This window comes from Micromonospora sp. NPDC048898 (assembly GCF_043198035.1).
Classification (GTDB): domain Bacteria; phylum Actinomycetota; class Actinomycetes; order Mycobacteriales; family Micromonosporaceae; genus Micromonospora.
The window spans coordinates 26,690-51,393 of the sequence record NZ_JBICUF010000018.1 but is presented as its reverse complement, the minus strand read 5'-3'; the positions used below and the strand labels follow the sequence as shown (position 1 = coordinate 51,393).

21 protein-coding genes are annotated in these 24,704 nt (G+C 71.7%); 14 read left to right on the top strand and 7 right to left on the bottom strand.

What is annotated here, in order from left to right; translation table 11 throughout:
* Positions 1–489 precede the first annotated feature (489 nt).
* The 3 genes from ACGFIQ_RS31235 to ACGFIQ_RS31225 form a co-directional block, all read right to left on the bottom strand.
* Entirely contained in the window at positions 490–714 is a 225-nt protein-coding gene (locus ACGFIQ_RS31235) for a hypothetical protein (protein ID WP_393249078.1), read from the bottom strand.
* Positions 715–787: 73 nt separating this feature from the next.
* Positions 788–1,018, bottom strand: coding sequence for a 4-oxalocrotonate tautomerase family protein (locus ACGFIQ_RS31230; protein ID WP_393249077.1), 231 nt, complete (start codon positions 1,016–1,018; stop codon positions 788–790).
* A gap of 30 nt (positions 1,019–1,048) precedes the next feature.
* A complete protein-coding gene (locus ACGFIQ_RS31225) occupies positions 1,049–1,765 on the bottom strand; it encodes an SDR family NAD(P)-dependent oxidoreductase (RefSeq protein WP_393249076.1) in 717 nt (238 codons plus the stop codon).
* Positions 1,766–1,833: 68 nt separating this feature from the next.
* On the opposite strand from ACGFIQ_RS31225, the gene ACGFIQ_RS31220 reads away from it, so the two are divergent.
* The 3 genes from ACGFIQ_RS31220 (at position 1,834) to ACGFIQ_RS31210 (ending at position 5,704) form a co-directional block, all read left to right on the top strand.
* Complete coding sequence (locus ACGFIQ_RS31220) at positions 1,834–2,454, top strand: TetR family transcriptional regulator C-terminal domain-containing protein (RefSeq protein WP_393249075.1); 621 nt, start codon at positions 1,834–1,836, stop codon at positions 2,452–2,454.
* Between the two features lie 111 nt (positions 2,455–2,565).
* Positions 2,566–4,251, top strand: a complete 1,686-nt coding sequence (locus ACGFIQ_RS31215) for an ATP-binding cassette domain-containing protein (protein ID WP_393249074.1) — start codon at positions 2,566–2,568, stop codon at positions 4,249–4,251.
* Entirely contained in the window at positions 4,241–5,704 is a 1,464-nt protein-coding gene (locus ACGFIQ_RS31210) for an aminotransferase class V-fold PLP-dependent enzyme (RefSeq protein WP_393249073.1), read from the top strand. The genes ACGFIQ_RS31215 and ACGFIQ_RS31210 overlap by 11 nt, the downstream gene beginning before the upstream one ends.
* A gap of 18 nt (positions 5,705–5,722) precedes the next feature.
* On the opposite strand, the gene ACGFIQ_RS31205 is transcribed toward ACGFIQ_RS31210, so the two are convergent.
* Entirely contained in the window at positions 5,723–6,121 is a 399-nt protein-coding gene (locus tag ACGFIQ_RS31205; protein ID WP_357523341.1) for a hypothetical protein, read from the bottom strand.
* Positions 6,122–6,467: 346 nt separating this feature from the next.
* Between ACGFIQ_RS31205 and ACGFIQ_RS31200 the strand changes: the two genes are divergently transcribed.
* From ACGFIQ_RS31200 to ACGFIQ_RS31185, 4 genes are all read left to right on the top strand, one after another.
* Positions 6,468–7,721, top strand: a complete 1,254-nt coding sequence (locus tag ACGFIQ_RS31200) for a family 16 glycosylhydrolase (protein WP_393249072.1) — start codon at positions 6,468–6,470, stop codon at positions 7,719–7,721.
* Between the two features lie 151 nt (positions 7,722–7,872).
* Positions 7,873–8,895 carry a DUF4331 family protein gene (locus tag ACGFIQ_RS31195; RefSeq protein WP_393249071.1) on the top strand — a complete coding sequence of 341 codons (1,023 nt, stop codon included), beginning with the start codon at positions 7,873–7,875 and terminating at the stop codon, positions 8,893–8,895.
* Between the two features lie 133 nt (positions 8,896–9,028).
* The gene (locus ACGFIQ_RS31190; RefSeq protein ID WP_393249070.1) at positions 9,029–9,574 is read left to right on the top strand and encodes a hypothetical protein; all 546 of its coding nucleotides are present in this window, start codon (positions 9,029–9,031) and stop codon (positions 9,572–9,574) included.
* A gap of 40 nt (positions 9,575–9,614) precedes the next feature.
* Positions 9,615–10,583, top strand: coding sequence for a hypothetical protein (locus ACGFIQ_RS31185; RefSeq protein ID WP_393249069.1), 969 nt, complete (start codon positions 9,615–9,617; stop codon positions 10,581–10,583).
* Between the two features lie 98 nt (positions 10,584–10,681).
* Here ACGFIQ_RS31185 and ACGFIQ_RS31180 read toward each other — a convergent pair whose 3' ends face one another.
* The 3 genes from ACGFIQ_RS31180 to ACGFIQ_RS31170 all read right to left on the bottom strand — a co-directional run bounded on the left by ACGFIQ_RS31180 (position 10,682) and on the right by ACGFIQ_RS31170 (position 14,852).
* Positions 10,682–13,687: a fibronectin type III domain-containing protein gene (locus tag ACGFIQ_RS31180; RefSeq protein ID WP_393249068.1), complete on the bottom strand. Its 3,006-nt coding sequence runs from the start codon at positions 13,685–13,687 to the stop codon at positions 10,682–10,684.
* A 155-nt stretch (positions 13,688–13,842) separates the two neighbouring features.
* Complete coding sequence (locus ACGFIQ_RS31175; protein ID WP_393249067.1) at positions 13,843–14,073, bottom strand: DUF2188 domain-containing protein; 231 nt, start codon at positions 14,071–14,073, stop codon at positions 13,843–13,845.
* Between the two features lie 74 nt (positions 14,074–14,147).
* The gene (locus ACGFIQ_RS31170) at positions 14,148–14,852 is read right to left on the bottom strand and encodes a M23 family metallopeptidase (RefSeq protein ID WP_393249066.1); all 705 of its coding nucleotides are present in this window, start codon (positions 14,850–14,852) and stop codon (positions 14,148–14,150) included.
* A gap of 68 nt (positions 14,853–14,920) precedes the next feature.
* Between ACGFIQ_RS31170 and ACGFIQ_RS31165 the strand changes: the two genes are divergently transcribed.
* The 7 genes from ACGFIQ_RS31165 (at position 14,921) to ACGFIQ_RS31135 (ending at position 24,693) form a co-directional block, all read left to right on the top strand.
* Positions 14,921–17,323, top strand: coding sequence for a PEP/pyruvate-binding domain-containing protein (locus ACGFIQ_RS31165; protein ID WP_393249065.1), 2,403 nt, complete (start codon positions 14,921–14,923; stop codon positions 17,321–17,323).
* Positions 17,324–17,352: 29 nt separating this feature from the next.
* Positions 17,353–18,018, top strand: a complete 666-nt coding sequence (locus tag ACGFIQ_RS31160; RefSeq protein ID WP_393249064.1) for a hypothetical protein — start codon at positions 17,353–17,355, stop codon at positions 18,016–18,018.
* Positions 18,019–18,070: 52 nt separating this feature from the next.
* Positions 18,071–18,637, top strand: a complete 567-nt coding sequence (locus tag ACGFIQ_RS31155) for a TetR/AcrR family transcriptional regulator (RefSeq protein ID WP_393249063.1) — start codon at positions 18,071–18,073, stop codon at positions 18,635–18,637.
* Positions 18,638–18,695: 58 nt separating this feature from the next.
* Positions 18,696–19,886 carry a low temperature requirement protein A gene (locus ACGFIQ_RS31150; RefSeq protein WP_393249062.1) on the top strand — a complete coding sequence of 397 codons (1,191 nt, stop codon included), beginning with the start codon at positions 18,696–18,698 and terminating at the stop codon, positions 19,884–19,886.
* A 95-nt stretch (positions 19,887–19,981) separates the two neighbouring features.
* A complete protein-coding gene (locus ACGFIQ_RS31145) occupies positions 19,982–20,629 on the top strand; it encodes an ABC transporter ATP-binding protein (RefSeq protein ID WP_393249061.1) in 648 nt (215 codons plus the stop codon).
* 78 nt (positions 20,630–20,707) lie between these two features.
* Entirely contained in the window at positions 20,708–23,737 is a 3,030-nt protein-coding gene (locus ACGFIQ_RS31140) for an FtsX-like permease family protein (protein WP_393249060.1), read from the top strand.
* Positions 23,734–24,693, top strand: coding sequence for an ABC transporter ATP-binding protein (locus tag ACGFIQ_RS31135; RefSeq protein ID WP_393249059.1), 960 nt, complete (start codon positions 23,734–23,736; stop codon positions 24,691–24,693). Before ACGFIQ_RS31140 ends, ACGFIQ_RS31135 begins: the two co-directional genes overlap by 4 nt.
* The last annotated feature ends 11 nt before the right edge of the window (positions 24,694–24,704 follow it).

Here is a 24,704-nt window from a genome sequence, read left to right as displayed (position 1 = left end):
TGAAAATGTAACAATCCGGCAATATCGACGTTACCCAGTCTTCGCCTGTCACAGCCGCCCCCGCAGCCCCTCCCGGCACCTTCGCCTGCTTGTGGCAACGTTGTCAAATGGGCGGCGCCGCCGTGATCGGCACCGGAGCCGTCGGCAGGCCCCGCCACCAGGCACGATCCGCGACGGGCTCGACGAGTGGCGCACGACCACGGGATCGGCGTAATCGAGTGATCTTGATGGGACCGCGACGCGGGCACCGCCTTCGGGACACCGGAACGGCCCTCGGTCGACGGTGTGACCCACACCTCCATCAGCGGACCGGATCGACGATGATCATCTCGTCACGCCCGCCACCAGGAGAGAGGTCTGATCCTTAACGCCCCTTAAGGGCGGATCGGGCCCGTCAGCTCGGGTGCAACACCGCCTTGATCACCCCGTGCTCCCGGCGGTCGAAGCTGCGGTACAGCTCCGGCGCGTCGGCCAGGGTGCCGTGGTGCGTCACGACGACGCTGGGCCGGGCGCGACCGGCGCGACGACCAGGTCACGCAGCAGCACGGTGTAGCGGCGGTCGTGGGTGCGGCCGAACCGGACGGCGATGCCCTTGCTGAACAACGTCCCCCACGGTGCCACGAGATCCTCGCGGGCGTCCGCGCCAGGTCCGGGACGCAGATCCTTCTCCGGGTAGACGACCGCGACCGCGCCGGCCGGATTGACCAGCCGCACCCGCTGATGCCTCCGGGCAGGATCCTCACCACCGGTACGGATCCTGCCCGTCACATCGGCGGGCGCCTTCGGCCTACTCGGTCGCCTGCTGCTGGCGGAACTGTTCGACCGGGAGGCCGCCGCGACCCCAGTTCTCGGTGTCGACCTCGTCGATCACCACGAAGGTCGACGTCAGCGGCTTGTTCAGGACGTCGCGCAGCAACTCGCTCACGCCCCTGATGAGGGCGGCCTTCTCCTCGGCGGTCGCCGCGGACGCGCTCGCGGCGCTGCCCTCGCGGGTGATCTGGATGGTCACGATCGGCATCGTGTGCTCCCTTCTCCGGTGTGGGTGGCGTCAGTGACCGGCGTTCTGGCCGCCGTCGACGTGCAGGATCTCGCCGGTGACGAAAGGAGCGGACTCCAGGTAGAGAACGGCGTCGACCACATCGCTGGTCTCGCCCATCCGGCCGACCGGGTGCAGGCCCGCGAGCGTCTGGTGCGTCTCCACCGGGTGCATCGGGGTCTTGATGATGCCGGGCGCGACGGCGTTGACCCGTACGCCCCGAGCCGCGTACTCGATGGCCAGGGACTTGGTGGCCGAGCTGAGGCCGCCCTTGGTCAGGGACGCGAGCGCCGACGGAACGTGCGAACTGGGCTGGTCGACGAAGCTGGTCGTGATGCTGACAATGTGCCCCGAGCCCTCGGCCAGCAGGTGCGGCAGGACGCGTCGGGTCAGGTGGAAGAACCCAGCGAGGTTGATCCCGGTGACCAGGTCGAACTCCTCGTCGGTGTAGTCGGTGAACGGCTTGGCAACGAAGACGCCGGCGTTGTTCACCAGGGTGTCGATTCGCCCGAACCGCTCCAGAGCAGCACGTACCACCCGCTCTGCGGTGTCGGCCTCGGCGATGTCACCCCGAACCGTGACGACCTCCGGGTCGTCAGACGCGCCAATCGAGCGTGACGTCGCCACGACGCCGTACCCGAGCTTGCGGTAGGCGCCCACGAGGTCGGCGCCGATGCCCTGGGAGGCACCGGTGATCACAACGACCTTCTGTCCCTGACTGCTGCTCATGAGGAAATCACCTTCACTAGACGACTGGTCGACTAAAAGCTAGCCGACCGGTCGTGTATCGTCAAAGCATGGGACGGACCAGTGACGCGAGGAACAAGATCCTCGACGCGGCTGCCGCGCTGATCGAGCAGCGCGGCTACACGGCGCTCGGGGTGGCCGAGATCTGCGCGACGGCGGGCGTGCCGAAGGGCAGCTTCTACTACTTCTTCGAGTCCAAGCAGGCGCTCGCCCGCACCGTCATCGACGAGCACTGGGTCACCCAGCGCCGGCAGTGGGAGCAGTTGCTCGGCGGCGAGCGCGACCCGCTACAGCGGCTTCGGGACCTGTTCGAGGCCACCGAGGAAATCCAGAGCGTCGGTCAGCAGAAGGCCGGCGTGGTTGCCGGTTGCCTGTTTGGCAACCTCGCCCTCGAACTCAGCAACCAGGCCGAGGAGATCCGCGGTCGGCTCCAGGAGATCTTCGAGGAACAGATCAGCCTCATCGAGCAGGTCGTCGTCGAGGCGAAGGAACGCGGCCTGGCCGGCCCCGCGGTCGACAGCCGGGAAGCCGCCCGCTCGATCGTCGCGCAGATCGAGGGGCGGGTCCTGCTCGCGAAGTTGCTCAACGATCCGACCCAGCTGGACATGCTGTGGCGCAACTGCCTTGATCTTCTCCAGGTGCCGGCGCAGGCGCGGACCACCGCCGGCTGAACGGACGACGGTCGATGACCGTCCGCTTCGGGCGCACCGCGCGCCCGCTCAGTAGCATCGGCAGGGCACGATGTTCAGGCGGACCCTCACCGACCGGATCGGGCACCCGACATGACGACCGAGCAGACCAGCTCTCCTCCGCGTACCGGCGTCGGCATCGCCGCCAGTGGCCTGGGCCAGCGTGTCCGGGGTGGTCGCCAGATCCTGGACGACATCGCGCTGGCCATCGCACCGGGCCAACTGGTCGCGATCATCGGCGCCAGCGGTGCCGGTAAGACCACCCTGTTGGAGTTGCTGGCCGGGGTACGACGGCCGACGGCGGGCACCGTGACGTTCGACGGCACGACCGCGGCGGGCGCGATCGGTTTCGTCCCGCAGGACGACATCATCCACCGGGAGTTACCCCTGGCCCGCACCCTGCGCCACGCCGCCCGGCTGCGCCTGGCACCCGGCACCGCGCCGGCCGAGGCGACCCGCCGAGTCGCGCAGGTGCTCGCCGAACTGCGCCTCACCGAACGGGCCGCCGTCCCGGTGGGCCTGCTCAGCGGTGGCGAACGCAAACGCGCCAGCATCGCCGTCGAGTTGCTCGCCCGGCCCGGCGTGTTCTTCCTCGACGAGCCCACCTCCGGGTTGGACCCGGCGATCGCGGTGGAGACGCTCCGGGTCCTGCGCACGCTCGCCGACACGGGGACCACGGTCGTGCTCACCACCCACCAGATCACCGACGTGGACCACTGCGACCAGGTCGTCGTACTGACCCGACACGGCCGTCTGGCGTTCGCCGGCACGCCCGCCGCCGCCCGGGAGTTCTTCGACCTGCGGTCCCTCGTCGAGGTGCACCCGCGGCTCGACGAGGCGGCGCACCCGGCCGAGTGGCCCGACCGCTTCGCCGCGTACCGCGCGGCCGGCCCGCCCGCCCCGGCGACCGGTGGCGGTGACCGCGCGGCGCCACCGCCTCGGCGGGTCGGTCGGCTGCGCCAGTGGGCCGTCCTCACCGCCCGCAACGCGGAGATCGTCGTCCGCAACCGGCTGACCCTGGCGATCCTGCTCGGCTCGCCGTTGCTGGTGCTCGGCATGTTCGCGCTGCTGTTCCGGCCCGGGGCGTTCGAGCCGACCCGGCCGAGCCCGACCGTGACCGTGATGATCCTGTTCTGGATCGCGTTCGGCGGCTTCTTCTTCGGGCTGACCTACGGGTTGCTCCAGATCTGCACCGAGCTGCCGATCCTGCGCCGGGAGCGGCTGGCCGGTGTCCGGCTGCTGCCGTACCTGCTGGGGAAGGTCGCGGTGCTGCTGCCGCTGCTGGCCCTGGTGGACCTGGCCCTGCTCGGGGTGTTGCGGGGGATCGACCGGCTGCCGCCGGTCGACGGCAGCGCCTTCGCCGCCCTGTACGCGACCCTGCTGCTCTCCTCGGCGGCAGCGCTCACCCTCGGCCTGCTGTGCTCCGCGGCGGTCTCCGACGCGGCCCAGGCGACGCTCCTGCTGCCGATGCTCTGCTTTCCGCAGGTGCTCTTCGTCGGCGCGATCCTGCCGGTGCCGGCCATGGCGGTCGGCGGTCAGTGGCTCAGCTTCGCGATGTCGAACCGCTGGGCGTTCGAGGGGTTGGGGCACACCGCCGGGGTGGAACGACTCTGGCGCGACGGTGGCTCACCGCTCGGCCCGCCGCTGCTGGCCACGTACGGCGACAGCTTCTCCCGGCCGGTGTGGGTGAACTGGCTGGTGCTCGGCGGCTTCACGGTGCTGTTCCTCGCTGCCGCCTGGGCGGTGCTCCTCCGACGGGACACCCGTGGTGCGAGCTGAGCCGCCACCGCACACCTCCCCCACGACGCTGCCCGGATACGCCGCCACCGGCCGGCTCGACGAACTGCGCGCCACCGAATACCGGCACCTGGACACCGCCGGGCAGGTGTACCTCGACTACGCCGGTGCCGGGGTCGCGGCACGCGCCCAGGTACGCGAACACCACGATCGGCTGCTCGCCGGCCTGTACGGCAACCCGCACTCGGAGAGTCCCACGAGCGCGGCGGCCGGCTCCCTGGTGGAGTCGGCACGACGCGCCGTGCTCGACTTCTTCCGCGCGGACCCGTCCGAGTACGCGGTCGTCTTCACCCCGAACGCGACTGGCGCGTGTCGGCTGGTCGGCGAGGCGTACGACTTCGGCCGCTCCGCTCCGCTCGTGCTGACCTGGGACAACCACAACTCGGTGAACGGCATCCGCGAGTACGCTCGCGCGGCCGGCGCGGCCGTGCGCTACGTACCGCTGAGTGGGCCGGAGTTGCGGGTCGCCGAGTCGGACCTGGCCACCGTGCTCGATGCCAGCCGTGGTGGGCTGGGCGGGCGGTGGGGTCGGCGTCGGCGAGGGCTGTTCGCCTACCCGGCGCAGAGCAACTTCTCCGGTGTGCAGCACCCGCTGGGGTGGGTGGAGTCGGCCCACCAGCGCGGGTACGACGTGTTGGTCGACGCTGCCGCCTTCGCGCCGACGAATCGGCTGGACCTCAGCGTCGTCCGGCCGGAGTTCGTGTGTCTGAGCTGGTACAAGCTCTTCGGCTACCCGACCGGGGTCGGTGCGTTGCTGGCCCGCCGCGACGCGCTGGCCCGGCTGCGCCGGCCGTGGTTCGCCGGCGGCACGATCCGCGCGGTCAGCGTGCAGGGCGACTGGCACCGGTCGATGGACGACGAGTCGGCGTTCGAGGACGGCACCCTCAACTTCCTGAGCATCCCGGACGTGGAGTTCGGGCTGCGATGGCTGGGCTCGATCGGCGTGGACCTCGTGCACGCCCGGGTCGGCCTGCTCACCGAGTGGCTGCTGGAGCGGCTGACCACGCTGCGGCACGCCAGCGGCCAACCCCTGGTCCAGGTGTACGGGCCGACGACGGGCGCGGGCCGCGGCGGCACCGTGACGTTCAACCTCCGCGACCCGGACGGCACCCTGGTCGACGAACGGCTCGTCGCGCGGGAGTCGGCGCAAGCCGGGTTTTCCCTGCGTACCGGTTGTTTCTGCAATCCGGGCGCGGGCGAGGGCGCGTTCGGCATCAGCCGGGAGTCGGTGCGGCGGCGGTTGTTGGCGCGGGTCGACACGATCGACGACTACCTCGCCGCGCTACGCCTGCCGACCGGCGGCGCGGTCCGTGTCTCGTTCGGACTGGCATCCACCGCGACCGACGCGGAACGCTTCGCCGCCTTCGTCCAGTCGACCTACCTCAACCGCGGTGTCGGCGCCGAGACGCCGCTGCCACCCCGCCTGCGCTGCTGACGCCGACGTGGCCAGGCCCTAGCTGACCTGGGCCACGGGCGCCGGGCGGTGCGTGATCTCCTCCATGAACGGGAACTGGGCGGTGAGCTCGGCGACGGTCAGCCCGGCCCGCCAGGCCGCGGCCACCCTGGCGACCTGCAACAGGTCCATCACGTCGCCACGTGCCAGCACCTCGCCCGAGACCCGCAGGTCGATCATGAAGTAGCGGGCCTGCGAGCCCAGCGTCACGCAGACCACGCCCTGGTCGGAGTGCAGCTCGGCGCAGGTGAACCGGCCGCGCCCCTGCTCCGGGGCGGTGACCCGGCCCAGGTCGAGCCCGTGTCGGGTGCCGGTTTCGACGAGGGCGGGGGCCAGACCACCCCGCTCGACCAGGTCCGGGTAGAGGCGCACACCCAGCGCCGTCGACGCGTCACTCATGACTGACTCCCACTTCCTTGTGACAGAGACCAGCAGCGTGCGGGTTACGAGGAGGTTTCCGGCACGCCTCGTCATCCTGTCCCGGGTGGACGCCCCACGGCAATAGGAAGTGTCGATTCGACAGCTGTCGAGTACCACTCGTCCGCGGTGCGGGCCAGCCAGACGGGCCACCCGACGCTCGTCGGTCCATCTGGGAGCCCCGCGACGACTGCCGTACGAGGAGCGTGCGGGCTTATTGGAAACACTCTTGACAGAAAGTCTCCATATCGACATGCTTCTCTTTGGAGAGCGCTCTCCGTCCTCTCGCCGTGCAGCCTCCCGTCACTTTCCCGCCGAGGAGCCTCCCGTGTTCACAGCCCGCCCCAGCCTCCGCTCTCGCCCCCTCGTACTCCTGGCGGCCGCCCTGGTCGCGACGGTCGGCGCGCTCGTCCCGGCGAACCCCGACCGCGCCGAGGCCGCCATCGGCCCGATCAGCTGGCAGGACGAGTTCAACTCGCCGGCCGGCACACCCGTCGACCAGAAGAAGTGGCGCTTCGACATCGGCGGCAGCGGTTGGGGCAACAACGAGCGGCAGTACTACACCAACAGCACCAGCAACGCCGTGCACGACGGCCAGGGCAACCTGGTCATCACGGCCCGCCGGGACAATCCCGCCAACTACCAGTGCCACTACGGGCGCTGCGAGTACACGTCGGCGCGGCTGCTCTCGGCGGCCACCTTCACCCAGACCTACGGCCGGTTCGAGGCCCGGATCAAGATTCCGCGTGGCCAGGGCATCTGGCCGGCGTTCTGGATGCTCGGCACCGGCGGCGGGTGGCCCGACGCCGGCGAGATCGACATCATGGAGAACATCGGCCGGGAGCCCAACACCGTGTACGGCACCGTGCACGGGCCCGGCTACTCCGGCGGTGGCGGCATCACCGGCAGCCGCACCATCGGGGCACCGCTCGCCGATGGCTTCCACACCTACCGGGTGGACTGGGAGCCGAACGTGATCACCTGGTACCTGGACGGGGTCCAGTACCACCGGGTCGATCCCGCGCGACTCGGCGGCAGCCGCTGGGTGTTCGACCACCCCTTCTTCATGATCCTCAACGTGGCGGTGGGCGGTAACTGGCCCGGCTACCCGGACGGCTCCACGCAGTTCCCGCAGCAGATGCTCGTCGACTACGTCCGGGTCTCCAGCTACACCCCCGGTGGTGGCGACCCGGCACCGGGCACCAGCCGGATCAGGGGTGCGCAGAGCGGGCGCTGCATCGACATCCCCAGCGCCAACCCGGTCGAGGGCGCCAAGTTGCAGATCTGGGACTGCAACACGACCGCCGCCCAGGCCTGGACCTTCGCCTCCGACGGGACGGTCCGCGCGATGGGCAAGTGCATGGACCCCGCCTGGGCCGGCACCGCGAACGGCACCGAGGTCAACCTGGTCAGCTGCAACGGCAACACCGCGCAGCGCTTCACCCTCAACGCCGCTGGCGACCTGGTCAACCTCAATGCCAACAGGTGCGTGGACGTGCGCGAGGCCAACCCCAACAACGGCGGCAAGCTGCACCTGTGGGACTGCCTTGGCGCCGCCAACCAGAAGTGGTCCCGCGTCTGACGACGCCGGCACGAGCGGGTGGGCCGTCCGACAGCGACTCCGGGCGGCCCACCCCCGTCCCCGACCCGGGTTTACCCCGATAGGACGAAGACCGCCTGACGCCCCGCTATGTTCGGATACGTCCAGAATCCGGCATTTCGGGAGCCAGCTCATGTCGCACCATCTCGACACCCCCCTCGCCGCCCAGGGCGGTCAGCTCTACATCGACGACCTGTACGTCTTCGACGGCGACCGCGCCACGGTGTTCGTCATGGACGTCAACAGCTCGGTGACCAGGGCCGACATCAGGCGCGGCTTCCACGCCGAGGCGCGCTACGAGATCAAGATTCACTTCAATGGCGCGGAGGTGGAGGGGCTGGCCTACCGCTTCGCCTTCGGCGAGCCGGACGGCGACGGCAGGCAGGCCCTCCAGTTGTACGAGCTTGCCGGAGCCGATGCCCGCGACGACGCCGCGATGGGCACACCCATCGCCGAGGGCCACACCGGCGAGGTGTCGACCGGCGGCAACGTCCGGGTCTGGGCGGGGCGGATCACCGACCCGTTCTATGTCGACCTCGACGAACTCGCCACCATCAACGGCGCGGTGCGCAACGGCGCACCTGTCGACCGCTCGGCGTGGCGGGTGGACCAGGCCAAGAACAGCTTCGCCGGTACGACAGTCGAGTCGATAGTCCTCGAGGTCTCCCACGACGAGCCGCTGCTGCGCGACGGCACCGAGATCGGCGTGTGGTGCCGCACGATGCTGGCCACCGACGCCGGTGGATGGCGGCAGGTCAACCGCGCCGGCCACCCCATGATGTGGCCGATCTTCTGGCCGCACGACACCGACTTCTCCGACCCGGCCAACTTCCGGCACCCGAGCAGGGACCTCAGCGAGGACGGCGAGGAGATCGCCACCGCCGTCGCCGGCGTTGTCAAGGCGAACGGCACCGCCCCCGACCCACAGGCGTACGGCTGGAGCGTCGCCCGGCAGCTGTACCCCGACCTGCTGTCCTACCAGGTCGGCACGGCGGCCAACTACGGCTTCGCGGTCCGCAACGGCCGCGGCATGGCCGACAACGCACCCGAGGTGATGTTCTCCCTGGTGCTCAACACGGGCACCACGTCCGGCCTCACTCCCGACGTCACCAGGGCTGCCCGCGCCGCCAGCTTCCCGTACGTGGTGCCGGCCTGACCGGTCACCTCCGGCTCGGCGGTCGGCCGGGTCGGGCGGCCACAACGATCGCGCCGATCGTCCGATATGAGGCTTTCATCCTAGATATGCTCTGACCTGCCGCTGAAGGGCGATTCCAGGACAGAGGAGACTCATGCGTAGAAAGATTCTCGCGGGCTTGGCCGGCGTTGCCGCCGTCGTGGCGCTCGCCGGACCGGCCGCCGCGGACACCACCGGCAGCACGATCGTGACCCTGACCGTCGACGCCGCCGGCGGCCTCTCGATCACCGTGCCGGCCACGGCGAACATCGGGCACGGCGTCGAGGGCTCCACCGTCACCGGTCAACTCGGCCCGGTCACCGTGCTGGACCAGCGTGGGTCGCTGACCCCCAACTGGACCGCCTCCGTCGTCTCCACCGACTTCGTCACCGGCGGCGGCTCCTCCGGGGAGACGATTCCGGTCATCAACGTCCTCTACTGGTCCGGCCCCGCGACGGGAACCGCCGGTGGCGGCACCTTCACGCCGGGCCAGCCCACCTCGGCCCAGCAGGTGATCATCAACGTTCCCCAGACGGCGATGAGCCACACCGGGGGGACGGGCAACAACTTCGCGAGCTGGAACCCCACCCTGTCGGTCGTCATCCCGGACGGCACCGTCCAGGGTGTCTACACCGGGACGGTGACACATTCGGTGTTCTGAGCCGCTCGGCCGGCTGGCGCTGCTGGCCTCGGTCGCCCTCGTGGCGCTCGGGGTTTCGGCGGCGCCAGCCGTTGCCGTGCGGGAGCAGCGACAGGAGCCCGCCGACGAGGCCACGATCAGCATCCGGATGCTGGACATCCCGGCCAGCCGGATGCAGGATCCCCGGGCCCGGGTCTACATCGTGGACCACCTCACGCCCGGGACGACGATCAACCGCCGGGTCGAGGTGCGGAACACCTCCGGTGAGTCGCAGAAGATCGAGTTCTACTCCGGCGCGGCGTCGGTCGAGGACAACGCCTTCACCGTGCCCGACGGGCGCACCGGCAACGAACTCAGCGGGTGGATCCGGTTGAAGACCGCCACGATGGACCTGGAACCGGGCGAGCGGCGGCCGGTCGAGGTCGAGATCGCCGTGCCGAGAAAGGCGTCCAGGGGCGAGCGGTACGCCGCGATCTGGGCGCAGGTCACCAGCGCGAAGGAGCGCACCGGCAACGTCACCCAGATCCATCGGGTGGGCATCCGGGTCTACCTCGACGTCGGTCCCGGCGGCGAGCCGCCGACGGACTTCCGCATCGACGGGCTGGCGGCAGAACCCGGCTCCGGTGAGTTTCCCGTCGTCACCGCGAAGGTCACCAACACCGGCCAACGCGCGCTGGACATGACCGGCACCGTGACGCTGCAGAAGGAGGCAGTGCGGGCCGGCCCGTTCAAGGTGACGAACGGTGTGACGATCCTGCCCGGCCAGAGCGGCCAGAGCGGCCAGGTCCGGGTCGAGGTCGACCAGGCCCTGCCCGCGGGGGTCTGGGACGTGCACGCGAAGCTCGTCAGCGGCACCGTGGAACGCACCGCGACCGGGACGATCAGCCTGCCCGTCGCGGCGCCGATGGCTGTCGCGACGCCCACCGGGCCGCGGTGGTTGGTCTACGCGTCCGGCGGGATCGCCCTGCTGGCGCTGCTCGCCCTTGCCGGCTGGTATCTCGTCCGCCGGCAACGCACCCGGCTGGCCTGACTCGCACAGCCCGCACGTCGCTGCCCGGTCATGTCCCCCCGAGGGACGGCCGGGCAGCGACGTGTGCGCCGGTCTCGGTGCGACAGCGGTAGCGGTAGCTAGATGACCGAGTGCGTCACGACTGCCACGTAGTCGCCGACCACCACCGCGGACGGGATCGCCAGCCACAGCGTGGGGTCCCAGGTGACGGAGTTCGGGTCACCGGCCGGACCGGACCAGCCGGCGGCCGTCCGCGGCATGTCCAACACCACGCCCGGCTGGGGGAGGAACGTCCCGACGCCGGTCGTGGCGAGGGCCGGCCCGGAGGCGTACGTGATGTTGCTGTTGGGGATCGTCTCCTCACCCGTGCCGGAGCCCGTGGTGAAGTTCGTGCTGGAGACGACGGTGACCCAGTTTCCGGAGAACGGGCCGCGGTCGTCGGTCACGGTCACCGGGCCGAGGTGACCCGAGACGCCTGTCGAATCCGAGGTGACGGTCCCGAGTGGGGAGAGCGCCGGAACGCTGATGGAGAGCCCGCCGAGTGGGCTGATGACCAGCTCGACCGGGCGGGTCGCGGCCTGGTCGAACGAGTCGGTCACCCGGACGGTGAACGCGAACGTCCCGGCCACGGTGGGCGTGCCGGAGAGCAGGCCGGTGACCGGGTCGAGGGTCAGCCCGGCGGGCAGGCTCCCGGCACTGATCGACCAGGCGAACGGGCTCGTGCCACCGGCCACCGTCAACTGGTACTGGTACGGGTCGTACGCCCGGCCGGGCGGGGGTGGCGCGAACGTCAGCGTCGGCGACGGGTTGACCGGCACGGACGCGGAGGGCGGCGACTGTGGGCCGGTCCCGGCGGCGTTGGTCGCGGCCACCCGGAAGGTGTAGGTGGCGCCGCCGGTCAAGCCGGTGACGATCTGGGTGGTCGCGGCCCCGGTGAAGGTCTGCGGTGTCTGCGCCACACCGTCGAGGTACGGCGTCACGGTGTAACCGGTGATCGCCGAGCTGCCGTTGGCCGGGGCGGTCCAACTCAGCGTGGCGGCATTGGTGCCGGCGGTGGCCGAGGTGATCGTCGGTGGGCCCGGCAGGGTGTACGGGACCACCGCCGCCGAGGCCGGGCTCGCCGTCCCGGTGCCGTACGCGTTGACCGCCGCCACCCGGAAGGCGTACGACGAGCCGGCGGTCAGCCCGGTCACCGTGCGGCTGGTGGTGGAGGCGTCGAAGGAGAGCGTGGGTTGGGTGACCCCGTCCCGGATCGGCGTGATCAGGTACCCGGTGATCGGGCTGCCGTTGCTCGCGGGCGCGGTCCAGCTCACGGTGGCGCTGGTGACGCCCGCGACAGCGGTGGGCGTGGCCGGCATGCCCGGCGCGGCGGCGTAGACGTAGCTCGCCGATCCGGCGGCGCCTCGGGTGACGACGCTGACGGTGACCGTCGCCGGGCTGGACCGCGCGGGCATGGCGGAAATGCCGAGTGTGCCGTCGGGATTCACGGTGAAGCAGCCGGCGGCCGGGCCGGACGTGCACGGCACCAGCAGCACCGAGGTACCGGCCTGCTGCTCGGCTGTCGTACCGATGGTGATCGCTGTCGCGCCGGTGAGGTTGCTCCCGCCGACGGTGACCGCGATGCCCCCGGAGATCGCGCTCTGCGCCGGGGTGACGGTGACGCCGCTCGGTGCGGTGGCCGGCACCACGGGTGTGGTGCCGGCGGAGTAACCCGGGTTCGCGTCGATCGAGGACGAGGTCGCCACCGTGGCCGTCTGGATCAGTGCGGGCGTCACCTGGGTTCCGGTCACCGTCGCGACGACGGTGATCGGCGGCAGCGAGCTTCCGCCGGCGAACGGGCCGTTGCTGTTGGTGCAGGTGATGCTCTGTCCGGAGGGTGCGGCACAGACCCAGCCGGTGCCGTAGGCGGCCCGCGGCACGACTCCGGCCGGCACGGTCTGGGTGACCGAGATCGGCGCTGTCTCGGTCGCGCCGGGATCGACCCCGGCGGTGATCGAGTAGGTGACGGGGTCACCGGGCTGGGGACTGGCCGCGACCGAGCTGGTCTGTGCCACGTTCAGGTCCGGCACCTGGTCGAAGGTGACCGCGCGGGCGTTGTCGACCTCGTGGAAGTCGGTGACCGAGCCGGTGGAGCCCACCCAGCCGAAGGCGAGTTGGCGGGGGTAGCCGTTGGCGTTCAGCCAGGTCGGCGACGGGTACAGGCTCGGCGAGACGACCGGGAGGCTACCGGCCAGGGTCCGGGCCGCGCCGCCCACCGGAGTGAACCGGACCCGGTACTCCCCGGCCGGTACGGCGATACCGGTGTCGGTGGTGAACGGGGACGAGGTGGTGTTGGCGACCACCTCGACCGGCACCACCGAGGCGGCCCGGGTGGTGGCTCGCAACGCCACGGGCGGGGACGAGGTGGTGGTGGCGGTGCTGTTGATGGCGCAGTAGCCGACCCCGTTGCGGCCCGGTCCGCGGATCACGACCTGGCCGGGCACCCGGGTGTTCGTGGTCGAGATGTAGGGCGGGTTCGTGCAACCGGTGCCCTGGTAGAGGCTGTTGCTGAAGTTGCCGAAGACGTCCAGCCCGATGCCCAGGTAGCCGTTGGACAGACCCACCGAGGCGCCGTTGAACGCCGCGGAGTAGCCAAGTGATCCACCCGACTGGCCGATCACCGTCGGGGACCGCGGGTTGGCGGGGTCGACCGCGGCCAGAGCGAACGCCAGACCGTCCGCTCCGGTGCTGACGCCGCCGTACTGGTAGGTGTTGAAGGTGACGTGCAGTCCCTGGGAGGTGGGCACGCTCACCGCACCGAACACCCCGCCCTGCCGGTTCGCGACGGCCGGGGTGAGGCGCAGCTTGCCCGCGCCCTGCGGATCGGTGGACGTGGTGCAACTCAGCAACGGGCCGGTGGTCGAGTTGCCGGCCGCGCTGAGGCAGGCGGCGTTGCTGGCGTTCGCGGCCGGCACGCCGGGCACCGCCACCGCGCCGATGCCGTTCGCGGTGTTGTTGTGGAACGGCTGGTCGAACAGGACCGACCCGACGGCCGCCGCCGGCCGGGGCGCGACCACCACGGCACCCACGGTCAGGGCGAGCACCAGCACGACAAGCGATGATCCGCGCCGGCTCGGTACCACCATGCCCACCTCATTCCCACACCCACTTCAGTCCCAATTCGGACTTTATCGGACAATCGGCGTGGATGGCCGGGTATCCCGCGGCAACGGGGAGCCGAACGCGCTGGCCCCGTCGACGCGGAGTCGACGGGGCCAGCGCGGCTGCGGGTGGGAGGGTGTCAGCCCTCGATGTCGCGGGGATCCCGGCTGCGGGGGTAGGTGTTCTTCTCCCCGATCGTGCCGTCCTGCTTCTTGACCACGTGTTCGACGCCACGGTCGGCCGCCATGTCCCGGCCCTGGGCCTGCGCGTCGGCCTTCACGTCATGCGTGCTGCTGGCCCGCTCGTTGCCCTCGGCCTTGTTCTTCCACTGCCCGTTCTCGTGGTACGTGTCGACGTCACCCTTGACCATGGCCGGCTCCTCCCTGCGTCCGAAATCTTCCTCGGATATCAGTGCCCCGAACCGGGCCGGGCAAACCGCAGTCCTCAGGAGACCCCGGGGGGACAGTTGCCGCTGGTGCGCTGGACCGTGTACTCGCGCTCGTCGGTGGTGATGCCCGACGGCTCCCCGTCGAAGTGGGTCTCGACCTTCTCCCAGCCGCGCCGCTGCTCGTAGTGCAGGTGCGGTGCGCCGGAGTTGCCGGTGCTGCCGACCAGCCCGAGCTGATCGCCCTGGGCGACCTGCTGCCCGACCTCGACCAGCGGCGCTTCGAGCAGGTGCAGGTACTGCGTCTCCCACTTGCCGCCGTGGTCGATCTTCACCCAGTAGCCGCCGCCGCGCCCGCGGGGACCCTCCGGGTTCTCCGGGTTACGGCCGCCCAGCGACCCGTTGATGCCCGCCTCGGTGACCGTGCCGCCGTAGGACGCGAGCACCGGCCGCCCCCACGCCTCCCCCTCGACGGGGAACAGGTCGACGTCGTAGTCGTCGTGGCCGGGGTAGGTGCCGAGTTGCCACGTCTCGCCGCAGGTGACCGGCAACTGGAAGAGCGGGCGCGGCCCGGCCGGTCGCAGCATCGGCACGACGACGAGCGCGACACCGAGAACGGCCGCCGCCGCGACGACCCCGATGAGGACGCGAAGAGCGCGGCGGTGGGAGCGGGCTGTGGTCGGGCTGCCGGTCGTCACCGTCCCGAGGATGACAGACGCCGACAACGCCTCGCCACCGCCGGTCACACCATGACCGGGTGACATTGCAGTTGCATCGTAAAGGCGTTACGGTGGGAAGCAATACGAGTGAATTGCAACGAGAGAAGGCTCCGATGCGGGTGATCGCGTTGTCCGAGGCGACCGCCGACCTGGTCGACCTGGTCGGTGGCAAGGCGGCCGGGCTGGGCGAGCTGATCCGGTGCGGCGAACGGGTGCCCGACGGCTTCTGCGTCACCGCCGAGGCGCACCGACTCGGCGTCCTCCCCACGGCCGAGGTCGTCGCCGCGTACGAGCGACTCGGGGCGGGCCCGGTCGCGGTGCGCTCCAGCGCCACCGCGGAGGACCTGCCGGACGCGAGCTTCGCCGGGCAGCAGGACACCGTCCTCAACGTCACGGGCACCGCCGAGCTGATCGCCGCCATCGAGAAGTGCTGGGAGTCGCTGCACAGCGAGCGCGCGAGGGCGTACCGCGACGCTCGCGACATCGAGCACCAGACGGTGCACATGGCCGTCGTCGTGCAACGCATGATCACGCCCACGGTGGCGGGGGTGCTGTTCACCGCGAACCCGCTGACCGGCCGCCGCGACGAGATGGCCGTCGACGCCGCCGCGGGCCTCGGCACGACGGTGGTGGACGGGGCGGCGAGCGTGGACCACTACGTCCTCGACGGCGTCGCGCGCGACGACACGGGCTGCCTGACGTCCGCGCAGCTGGCCGACCTGCACGCCACGGGCGAACGGTTGCAGGCCCACTTCGGCTGCCCACAGGACGTGGAGTGGGCGATCGACGCCGACGGCGTCCGGTGGCTTCTGCAGTCCCGGCCGATCACCAGCCTGTTCCCCCTCCCACCGGAGACGCAGAAGCCCCTCCCCCGCGTCTACCTGGAGTTCGGTCACGTCCAGGGCATGCTGCAACCGGTCACGCCGATGGGCATGTCGACCCTGCGGACGCAGATCGCCGGGATGCTCGCCGCGCTCGGCATCCGCGTCGAGATCGTCGACATCGGTGGCCGGCTCTACGGCGACCTGACCGACCTGGCGCGGGACTCCTCGGCCCGCAGGCGACTGGTGAAGCTCCTGGCTGTCGACTTCGGCCCGCGCGCCCAGGCGGTGATGCGGCACGTGCTTGCGGATCCCCGGTTCGCCCCGACCGGTGGCCGCACCACGCGGGGCCGGGCACAGGGCGCCGCGTCGCTGCGGACGGCCGGCCGCGCGGTGGTGGGGATCCTGCGGGCTCTGGCCCGCCCCGAGGCCGCGCGGATGCGGATGTTCGAGGCGATCGAGCAGCTCCGAGTACGCTCGGCCGCCCCCGCCGACCTGCGGACCGCCGCCGACCGGCTGCGCTTCGTGCAGGCCAACGACGCCGACGACAGCGCCGACGCGATCATGTGGCCGATCGTCGCGGGGATGCTCGCCGCCGCGCTGCCGACCACGCTGCTCAAGGGGATCGCCGGCCCGGACGAGATCCACGCCGTGCTGGGCGGGATGCCGCACAACGTCACCATCGAGATGGACCTGGCCCTGTGGCGGCTCGCCCAGGCCTCCGGCGAGCACCGCCAACTCCTCCTCGACACCCCGCCGGCCGAGCTGGCCGCGCGCCACCTGCGCGGCACGCTGCCCGACATCGGCATGACCGCCTTCCTGGACGTCTACGGCCACCGGGGCATCGCCGAGGTCGACCTCGGCGTGCCGCGCTGGGCGGAGGATCCGACACCGGTCTTCGCCGCGGTCGCCAACTACCTGCGGGTCGCCGATCCACGGCAGGGCCCCGACCAACGCTTCCAGCGGGCCAGCGCGGCAGCCGAGGCGGCGTTGGAGAAGCTGGTCGGGCGAGCCCGCCGTCGGCGGCCGGTGCGGGGCGGTATCGCCGGGTTCCTGCTGCGCCGGGCGCGGTCCCTTGCCGGCCTGCGCGAGGCCGGCAAGTTCGCCGGGCTGTACCCGCTGCGCGAGACGCGCCGCCAACTGCTGCTCATCGGCGCCGACCTGCACGGCTCCGGGTTGCTGGACCAGCCCGACGACATCATGTTCCTGACCCTCGACGAGGTGCACACCCTCGTACACCAGGGTGTTGATCTGCGCGGCACCGTCACCGCCCGACGTGCCGTGCACCGCCGGGAGCTGCGCCGCCGAAGCGTGCCGGTGGCGCTGCTCTCCGACGGCACCGACGTCGAGACCGTCCTGCCGGCGGCACCCACCGGCGACGGGACGCTCGTTGGCGTGGGCGCGTCGGCGGGCCGGGTGACCGGCCCCGCCCGGGTCGTCCACGACCCGGCCACCGCCCACGTCGAGCCCGGGGACGTGCTGGTCGCCGCGACCACCGACCCGGGCTGGACCCCGCTGTTCCTCACCGCCGCGGCGGTGGTCACCGAGACCGGCGCGATCATGGCGCACGGCCCGACGGTGGCCCGGGAGTACGGCATTCCCGCGGTCATCTGCGTGCCGGACGCCACCCGGACGATCGCCACGGGGCAGCTCGTCACCGTGGACGGTGGCGCCGGAACCGTCACGCCGCACTGACCGTCGGCACCCTACCGAGAAGGACGACCATGACCGACACGAAGGCACCGACCCCGGCTCGCGTGGGCTCGCTGCTGCGCCGGGCGGCCCAGGCCGAGGCCGCGACCTGGCGCAGCCTGTACGTCTGGGCCCGGCGCCGCCCCCTGCCGCTGGGACCCGGCGACGAGCCGTTCGGCTACCTCGGTGTGGTCAAGCCGATCCTGGGCATCTTCATCGGCCTGTCGGTCGTGGAGATCCCCATCTTCGATGTCGTCGTCACCCACGTGGTGCCGTGGCGACCGGCCCGCTGGATCGTCCTCGGCCTCGGCGTCTGGGGTCTGCTCTGGATGATCGGGCTCTTCGCCAGCATGACCATCCATCCGCACGTGGTGGGCGACCGTGGTCTGCGCGTACGCCTCAGCTCGGGCATCGACATCCAGATCCCCTGGACCGACATCGAGGCCCTGCGCAAGCGTTACCGGTCGCTGCCGTCGAGCAGGTCGGTGCAGGTCGAGCAGGAGGGCGACCGCCGGGTGGTGTCCATCGCGGTCGGCAGCCAGACCAGCATCGACGTCCTGCTGCGCCGGCCGCTGACCGTCGACCTGTCGAAGACCGGCTCCCTGCCGGTGAACGAGCTGCGGCTGTACGCCGACGACCCGGACGGCCTCCTGCGCAGCGCGCGGGGCACCCCCGCGAGCACCACCGCCAGCCGGTAACCACCGCCGCTGGCGGGACGTCCGGGTCACCCACTGTGAAACGATCGAGGCCATGCCCAAGAAGGTCGATCACCAGGAGCGACGCACCCTCATCGCGGACGCGCTGATGCGGGTCGCCGCGGATCAGGGCCTGGAGGCGGTCAGCCTCCGCCACGTGGCTGCCCAGGCCGGTGTGTCCGCCGGCATGGTCCAGCACTACTTCCGCACCAAGGACGAGATGATGGCGTTCGCGTTGAGTGTGGTGCGGGAACGCAGCCAGGTCAGGATCACCGAGGCGCTGGCACCACTGGGCGACGCCCCGCCGCCTCGGCTGCTGCTACGGACGATGCTCGCCGCCCTGTTGCCCCTGGACGAGAAGACCCGCGACGACGGCCGGGTGGCCCTCGCGTTCCTCGCCTACACGGCGGTGCGACCGTCGGCCGAGCCCCGCCTGCGCGAGGACACCGCGCAGTTCACCGCCTTCATCGCCGGTGTCCTGCCCGAGGGTCACGGTGCCGCCGCCGCGGCCGGCCTGCTGGCGTTGATGGAAGGTCTCGGTCTGTACCTGCTGGGTGGGCAGTACACCGCCGAGCAGGCGCTCGGCGCGCTGGACGCCCACCTCGACCTGCTCTTCGACTGATTCCGCCGGAGCCGGGCGTTGGCCTCCGACGAGCCGCGAAACAGACCAGGATGAGCGGATGAGCCGCGTCCACCGGTCCCGGCCGGTGCTGGTCGAGGAGGCACACCGGGCCACCACCTTCGAGATCTTCTTCGACCTGGTTCTGGTGTTCGCGCTGACGCGGCTCATCGATTTCATGGCGGAGTCGCTGGGGCCGCTCACCCTCTACCAGGGGCTACTGCTCCTGCTCTGGTTCTGGTACGCGTGGAGCTGCTACGCCTGGCTCGGCAATCAGGTCCGTGCGGACAACGGCCCGGTGCTGGCCGGGATGCTCGCGGCGATGGCCGCCATCTTCGTGGCCGCGCTGGTGATCCCGCAGGCGTGGCAGCGCCACGACGGCGCGCTGAGCCCGCCGCTCACCCTGGCCATCGCCTACGTCGTGGTGCGCGGGCTGCACCTCGGCCTGATGACCTACTCCTCGTCCGGCAACCCGCAGTACCGCCGGCAGACCCTGCGCTTCGCCGTGTCCACCACGCTCGCCTGGGTCCCACTGCTGGTGGGCGCCGTCCTCGGCGGGACCACGCAGACGGTGCTGTGGACTGTGGCGTTCCTCGTCGACTACGGCGGCGGCCGGATCGCCACCGCCGCCAGCTTCGGGGAGGTCCGCAGCGGGGCGCACTTCGCCGAACGCCACGGTCTGGTACTGATCATCGTGCTCGGTGAGTCTCTGCTGTCGGCCGGGGCCGGCGCGGGTCTGTCGATGCTCGCCTGGCCGGTGCTGCTGGCGGCGGTGTTCGGCTTCGCCGCGACCGTCTGCCTGTGGTGGCTCTACTTCGTGGGCGTCGCACCGGCCGCGGCGAAGGTGCTGACCTCGGCCTCGCCGCGCTCCCGCCGCCGCCAGCAACTGGCGTCGGACGCCTACACGCTGGCGCACCTACCGCTGGTCGCCGGGGCCGTCTACTTCGCCCTGGGCATCCACCTGATCCTCGCGAACCCGACGGAGCAGACACGACCCCGGCACTTCGGCGGGGAGCCGATGAGCTGGTCGGCCATCCTCGTGCTCTACGGCGGCGCCGCGCTCTATCTCACCGGCCGACTGCTGTTCCTCCGGCTGACCGTACACAGCTCGCCGGGCCACCTCGTGGCGATCGGCCTCGTCCTCCTCCTGATGCCCCTCGCCCGGACCCTGCCCGTGCTGGCCGCTCTCGGGTTGCTCACGGCCTTCCTCGTCGCCCTGGTCGGCCACGAGCGGCGACCCCGGGTCGACTGACCACGTCGGATCGCTGGCGGATCGACGGGATTGTGCGGGTCCGCCCGCCGTGGCAGTCTGCGGATCCTTGGGTGCCGGAAAAGGGGCGGTGGCACATGCTGAGCACGCACGGGGTGTCCGTCGGCTACGGCGCCGCGCCGGCCGTCCTCCGGGAGATCACGCTGACGGTCCGGCCGGGGCGGGTCCTGGCGTTGACCGGGTCGTCGGGCGCGGGCAAGACGACCCTGCTCCACGCCCTGGCCGGGCTGCTGCGGCCACGGGACGGGTCGGTGACTGTCGACGGGCAGCCACTGCGCGACCGCGATCACGCGGTCGCGCACCGGATCGTGCTCATCCCACAGGACAACGGCCTGGCCCCGATCCTCACCGCCGCCGAGAACCTTCAGGTGGCGCTCGTGGCCGACGGCGTCACACCACCCGAGGCCCGGCGGCAGACCGCCGCGATGCTGGACCTGCTGGGCCTTGCGAGTCAGGCCGACCAACTCGTCGAGGAGCTGTCCGGTGGCCAACAGCAGCGTACGGCCGTCGCCCGCGGCCTGGCCCTGCGCGGCGGCGTGCTGCTGGCCGACGAGGTGACGAGCGAGTTGGACGCGGGTAACCGGCGGCGGGTTCTGGACCTGTTGCACGACGAGGCGCGGCGGGGCGCGGCCGTCGTGTTCGCCACCCACGACCCGGAGGTGGCCGCCGCCTGCGAAGCGGAGGTGCACCTCGTCGAGGGGCGGGTGGAGATCCTCCGCGACTGAGGCCCGCGATAACCGGCAGGTCTCGGTCCACCCGCGCGGGGCGGCGGGCCGGCGGCCGGGTCGATAGCCTCGGCGTCAATGCTGACCGTCATCTGGGGTGCGCTCGCGGCCCGCCGGGCACACGCGTTGGCGGTGCTCCTGCTCGCGGTGCTCGCCAGTGCCGCCGCGGCGGCCGCACCGAGCTACGTCGCCGCGGCCGGGCAGGCACTGGCCCGGTATGAGATGTCCACCGCGGAGCCCAACGAGCTGCGCATCCGGCTCGCCGAGGGCGTCGAATATCCGGGCTTGCCCGCTGACCCCACCAACACCGTTTTCACCACCACGGTCAAGCGGCTGGCGCCGGCCGGGTTCGACGTCGTCCTGGGCGCGCAGAGCGGTGGCGTCGCCGCCGGTCGAGCCGGCGAGGTGACCACCAGCCTGATCTTCCGAGCGGGGGTGTGTGAGCGGGTCGCGGTGACCGGCGCCTGCCCCCGGGCCAATTCGAGGGGTCAGCTCCCCGAGGTCATGGTCAGCACGCACACCGCCGCGCGGCTCGGTGTCGCCGTCGGCGATCGCTTCACCTTCGCCGAGGTGCCGGTACGGGTGACAGGCATCTACCGACCGCTGGACGTGACAGATCCGTTCTGGCTCGGCGGGGAACTCATTCGGCAGGCCTCCGGAGGCTCCCCCGGCACGTCGATCCCGGGCAGCGCCGAGGATGCCATCTTCACCGCCGAGGCCGCCCCCCTGCGCGATGACGATGTCATCCTGCACCGGTCCACGGCCGACCTCTACGTCACCGAGAAGCTGCTGGACAGCCGGTCCATGCCGGAGCTGCGGGCCGCGGTCATGAAGCTGCAGCGGGACGGAAACCACGAGGGTTTCGGGGCCGGCACCACCACGACCAGCCTGTTCGACCGCATCGAGCGGCAACGCGGGCAACTGGCCGACGGCGTCACGCTGGGCGCCGGGCTGCTCGTGCTGCTCTGCTGGCTGGTGCTCTTCGTCGCGGTCGGGTCGGCGGCGGACCAGCGGCGACCGGAGCAGGGCCTGCTCCTGCTCCGCGGGGTGCAACGCCGACGCCTGTGGGCACTGGCGATCGGCGAACACGCCGTACCCGCGCTGGTCGCGATCCCCCTCGGCTGCCTGGGTGGCGTCGCCGCCGCCACACTGCTCGCCGCGCACACCCTCCCGGCCCACGCCGACGTCACGCTGGACGCCACAGTGGTGGTCGCCTTCGCCGCCATCGGCGCCGCCGGTGCGCTCGCCGCGGTGCTGCTGGCCCAGGCTCGGATGCTGTCCGCACCGGTCGTCGACCTGCTCCGTCGGGTGCCGGCGCGGGTACGGGGATGGCGGGCCACAGTCGGCGACGTCGTCGCGGTGTCCATCGCGGTCGCCGCCGTGGTGCAGTTGCGCTCCGGCGGGTCGCCCAGCGGGCTGGCACTCGTGGCACCTGTCGCCGGGGCGCTCGCCGCGGCCGTGTTGCTGGCACGGGTCGCGATGCTGGCCGGTGCCGCGGTGGGTGCGGCACTGCTGGGGCGGGGCCGCACCGCCGTCGGCCTCGCCCTGGTGCAGGTGGCCCGGCAACCGCGGTTCCGGCCCCTGATCGCGCTGCTCACCGTCGCTGTCGCCATGCTCGCCTTCACGGCGGCGATGAACGAGCTCGCCTCGGCCGCCTACGACGATCGGGCGGTCGTGGAGGTCGGCGCGCCGCGCGTGGTCGAGGTCGACGCGACGTCCCGTTCGCACCTGTTGACGGCCGTGCGGAAGGCTGATCCCGAGGGTCGCTTCGCGATGGCCGCGGTCGTGACGAGAACACTCCCCGACGGCGGCGCACCGGTGCTCGCCGTGGACTCCGCCCGGCTGGCGACGGTGGCCGTGCCGCATCCGTCGTACGGAGTGTCCCTCGCGGACGTCGCGCGCACCATCCGCCCCGCTCCACCCGGGGAGCCGGTGCTGCTGCGGGGGCGACTGCTCACCGTTGTTCTGTCGACGAGCTTCGACCCGGATCTCTTCGGGGGGAACCAGCCGCGCCTCGCGGTGACCGTCTCCAGCGCCAACGGCACCCGGGTGGTCGGCACCGGCGCAGGCATCGCGCCTGGCCGCGACGGGTACGTCCTTCAGGTGCCCGAGTGCGTGGCGCAGTGCCGCCTGGTGAAGATAGAGGTCGTCGCCCAGGTGCTGTGGCAGGACCTGACGGTCCACTTCGAGGAGCTGCGCAGCGGCGATGACGGCACCGACACGGTGGTGCTGACCGGTACGCAGTTCGCCGATCTGAGGCGGTGGCGAGGCTCGACGAGGGACTCGGAGTTCAGCGCCACCGGCGGTGCGTCCCCGGCGCTGGCCCTGCAGATGTGGGAGAGGCGTCCGGGGACGGCCGGCATCAGTGTTGCCGACTCGCCGTTCCCGCTGCCCGTCCATCTGACCCGGTCGGAGGGGACGCCACTCGGCCAGGCTCATCCGTACGAAGGCGTCGACGGGGCGCCGACCACGGCCCGGGTCGACGGCGTGGCCGACGGTCTGCCGCAGCTCGGTGGCGCGGGTCTGATCGCCGACCTGGAATACGCTGATCGACTCGCGGTCTCCGGCCAGAGCGGCACCACGGAGGTGTGGCTGGCCGCGACCGCACCCGCCGACGTCCTCGACCGGCTTCGCGCCCAGGGTCTGGCGATCGTCGATGAGCGGACGATCACCGGGGTTCGCCAGGACTTCGATCGACAGGCTCCGGCGTTGGCGCTGCGCTTCAACCTGTTCGCCGCGCTGGCCGGGGTGCTGATCGGAGCGGCCGGCCTGATCGCGATGGCGGCGGCCGAGCAGCGTACCCGGGTGGCCATGTTGGTGGCGCTGCGACGGCAGGGGTTGTCGTCACGCGCCGTCCGTGGCGGCTACGGGTTACCGGTCGCGGTCGCCGCCGTGTCGGGTGGTCTCGTCACCGTGGTGATCTGGCTGCTCACCCGGAGCGGGCAGCGGTTGTTCGGTGACGGCCGCTCCCCGGTCCCGATCCCCGATTCGCCGGACATCGGCCGTCTGCTGGTGTTCGTGGTGCCCACGGTCACGCTGTTCGCCCTCACCGCGGTCGTCCTCGGTCGGGTCGTCGCCGCCTCGGTGCGCCGCCGGAGCGGCCAATGACCGCCGAGCCGCCGGAGCGGCCGGTGACCGCCGAGCCGCACGACGAGCCGACGACCGCCACCCGCTCGGGTGTGGCCGTCACCTGCCACCGGCTCATCCACATCTACCCCACCGCCAGCGGCGATGTCGTGGCCCTCTCCGGGGTGGACCTGCGTATCTCTCCCGGCGAGATGTTGGCGATGGTGGGCCCGTCCGGCTCGGGAAAGTCCACTCTGGTGGCGATCCTCGGCGGGCTCATGCAGCCGTCCGCCGGGCGCGTGTACGTGGGCGACCACGAGCTGTCCCGACTCTCCGCCAAGGGCCTGGCCGCCCTTCGCGGGGCCACGGTCGGCACGGTGTTGCAGGGCGCCGAGCGCAACCTGCTGCCGTACGTGTCGCTGTCCCGCAACGTCTGGTTGGCGCAGCGACCCGCGGCACGCCTCGCCGGGCGCCGGCTCGATCCGCCGGAGGCGATCCTGGAACTGGTCGGCCTCGCCGGTGCCGGCGCGCGGCGGGTGGGCGACCTGACCCCGGGGCAGCGTCAACGGGCCGCGCTGGCGCAGGGGCTCGCGGCCGGGCCCGGGCTGCTCCTGGTCGACGAGCCGACCATCCAGCTCGACGCGTCCGGTCGGGACGAGGTGCTCGCGGCGCTGGCCACCGTCAACGCCCAGCGGGGCACCACTGTGGTCGTGGTGACCCACGACGGCGAGGTGGGTGCCCGGCTGGGCCGAGCGGTCACCATCCGGGACGGCCGGGTCGGGGCCGAGGGGCGCGACGGCCGGGACTTCGCCGTGGTGGCCGGCGACGGCACCATCCAGTTGCCGCCCGAGACGTTGGCGGCCTTCCCGGCCGGGACGCTGTTCGAGGTCGACCACGCCGACCAGTCGATCACTCTGCGCGCCGTCACGTCCTCGTCGTCCTCCCGGGACGAGGCGGCCCGCGTCAGCGGCGAGCCCGACCGCGCCGCCGGAACGTGATCGACTCGGTT

Coding starts and splice junctions, on each gene's coding strand:
- ACGFIQ_RS31230 (WP_393249077.1), bottom strand. CDS start 1,018: ATGCCGATCGTGACCATCCAGATCACCCGCGAGGGCAGCGCCGCGAGC.
- ACGFIQ_RS31225 (WP_393249076.1), bottom strand. CDS start 1,765: ATGAGCAGCAGTCAGGGACAGAAGGTCGTTGTGATCACCGGTGCCTCC.
- ACGFIQ_RS31220 (WP_393249075.1), top strand. CDS start 1,834: ATGGGACGGACCAGTGACGCGAGGAACAAGATCCTCGACGCGGCTGCC.
- ACGFIQ_RS31215 (WP_393249074.1), top strand. CDS start 2,566: ATGACGACCGAGCAGACCAGCTCTCCTCCGCGTACCGGCGTCGGCATC.
- ACGFIQ_RS31205 (WP_357523341.1), bottom strand. CDS start 6,121: ATGAGTGACGCGTCGACGGCGCTGGGTGTGCGCCTCTACCCGGACCTG.
- ACGFIQ_RS31195 (WP_393249071.1), top strand. CDS start 7,873: ATGTCGCACCATCTCGACACCCCCCTCGCCGCCCAGGGCGGTCAGCTC.
- ACGFIQ_RS31190 (WP_393249070.1), top strand. CDS start 9,029: ATGCGTAGAAAGATTCTCGCGGGCTTGGCCGGCGTTGCCGCCGTCGTG.
- ACGFIQ_RS31180 (WP_393249068.1), bottom strand. CDS start 13,687: ATGGTGGTACCGAGCCGGCGCGGATCATCGCTTGTCGTGCTGGTGCTC.
- ACGFIQ_RS31175 (WP_393249067.1), bottom strand. CDS start 14,073: ATGGTCAAGGGTGACGTCGACACGTACCACGAGAACGGGCAGTGGAAG.
- ACGFIQ_RS31170 (WP_393249066.1), bottom strand. CDS start 14,852: ATGTCACCCGGTCATGGTGTGACCGGCGGTGGCGAGGCGTTGTCGGCG.
- ACGFIQ_RS31165 (WP_393249065.1), top strand. CDS start 14,921: ATGCGGGTGATCGCGTTGTCCGAGGCGACCGCCGACCTGGTCGACCTG.
- ACGFIQ_RS31160 (WP_393249064.1), top strand. CDS start 17,353: ATGACCGACACGAAGGCACCGACCCCGGCTCGCGTGGGCTCGCTGCTG.
- ACGFIQ_RS31155 (WP_393249063.1), top strand. CDS start 18,071: ATGCCCAAGAAGGTCGATCACCAGGAGCGACGCACCCTCATCGCGGAC.
- ACGFIQ_RS31150 (WP_393249062.1), top strand. CDS start 18,696: ATGAGCCGCGTCCACCGGTCCCGGCCGGTGCTGGTCGAGGAGGCACAC.
- ACGFIQ_RS31145 (WP_393249061.1), top strand. CDS start 19,982: ATGCTGAGCACGCACGGGGTGTCCGTCGGCTACGGCGCCGCGCCGGCC.
- ACGFIQ_RS31140 (WP_393249060.1), top strand. CDS start 20,708: ATGCTGACCGTCATCTGGGGTGCGCTCGCGGCCCGCCGGGCACACGCG.
- ACGFIQ_RS31135 (WP_393249059.1), top strand. CDS start 23,734: ATGACCGCCGAGCCGCCGGAGCGGCCGGTGACCGCCGAGCCGCACGAC.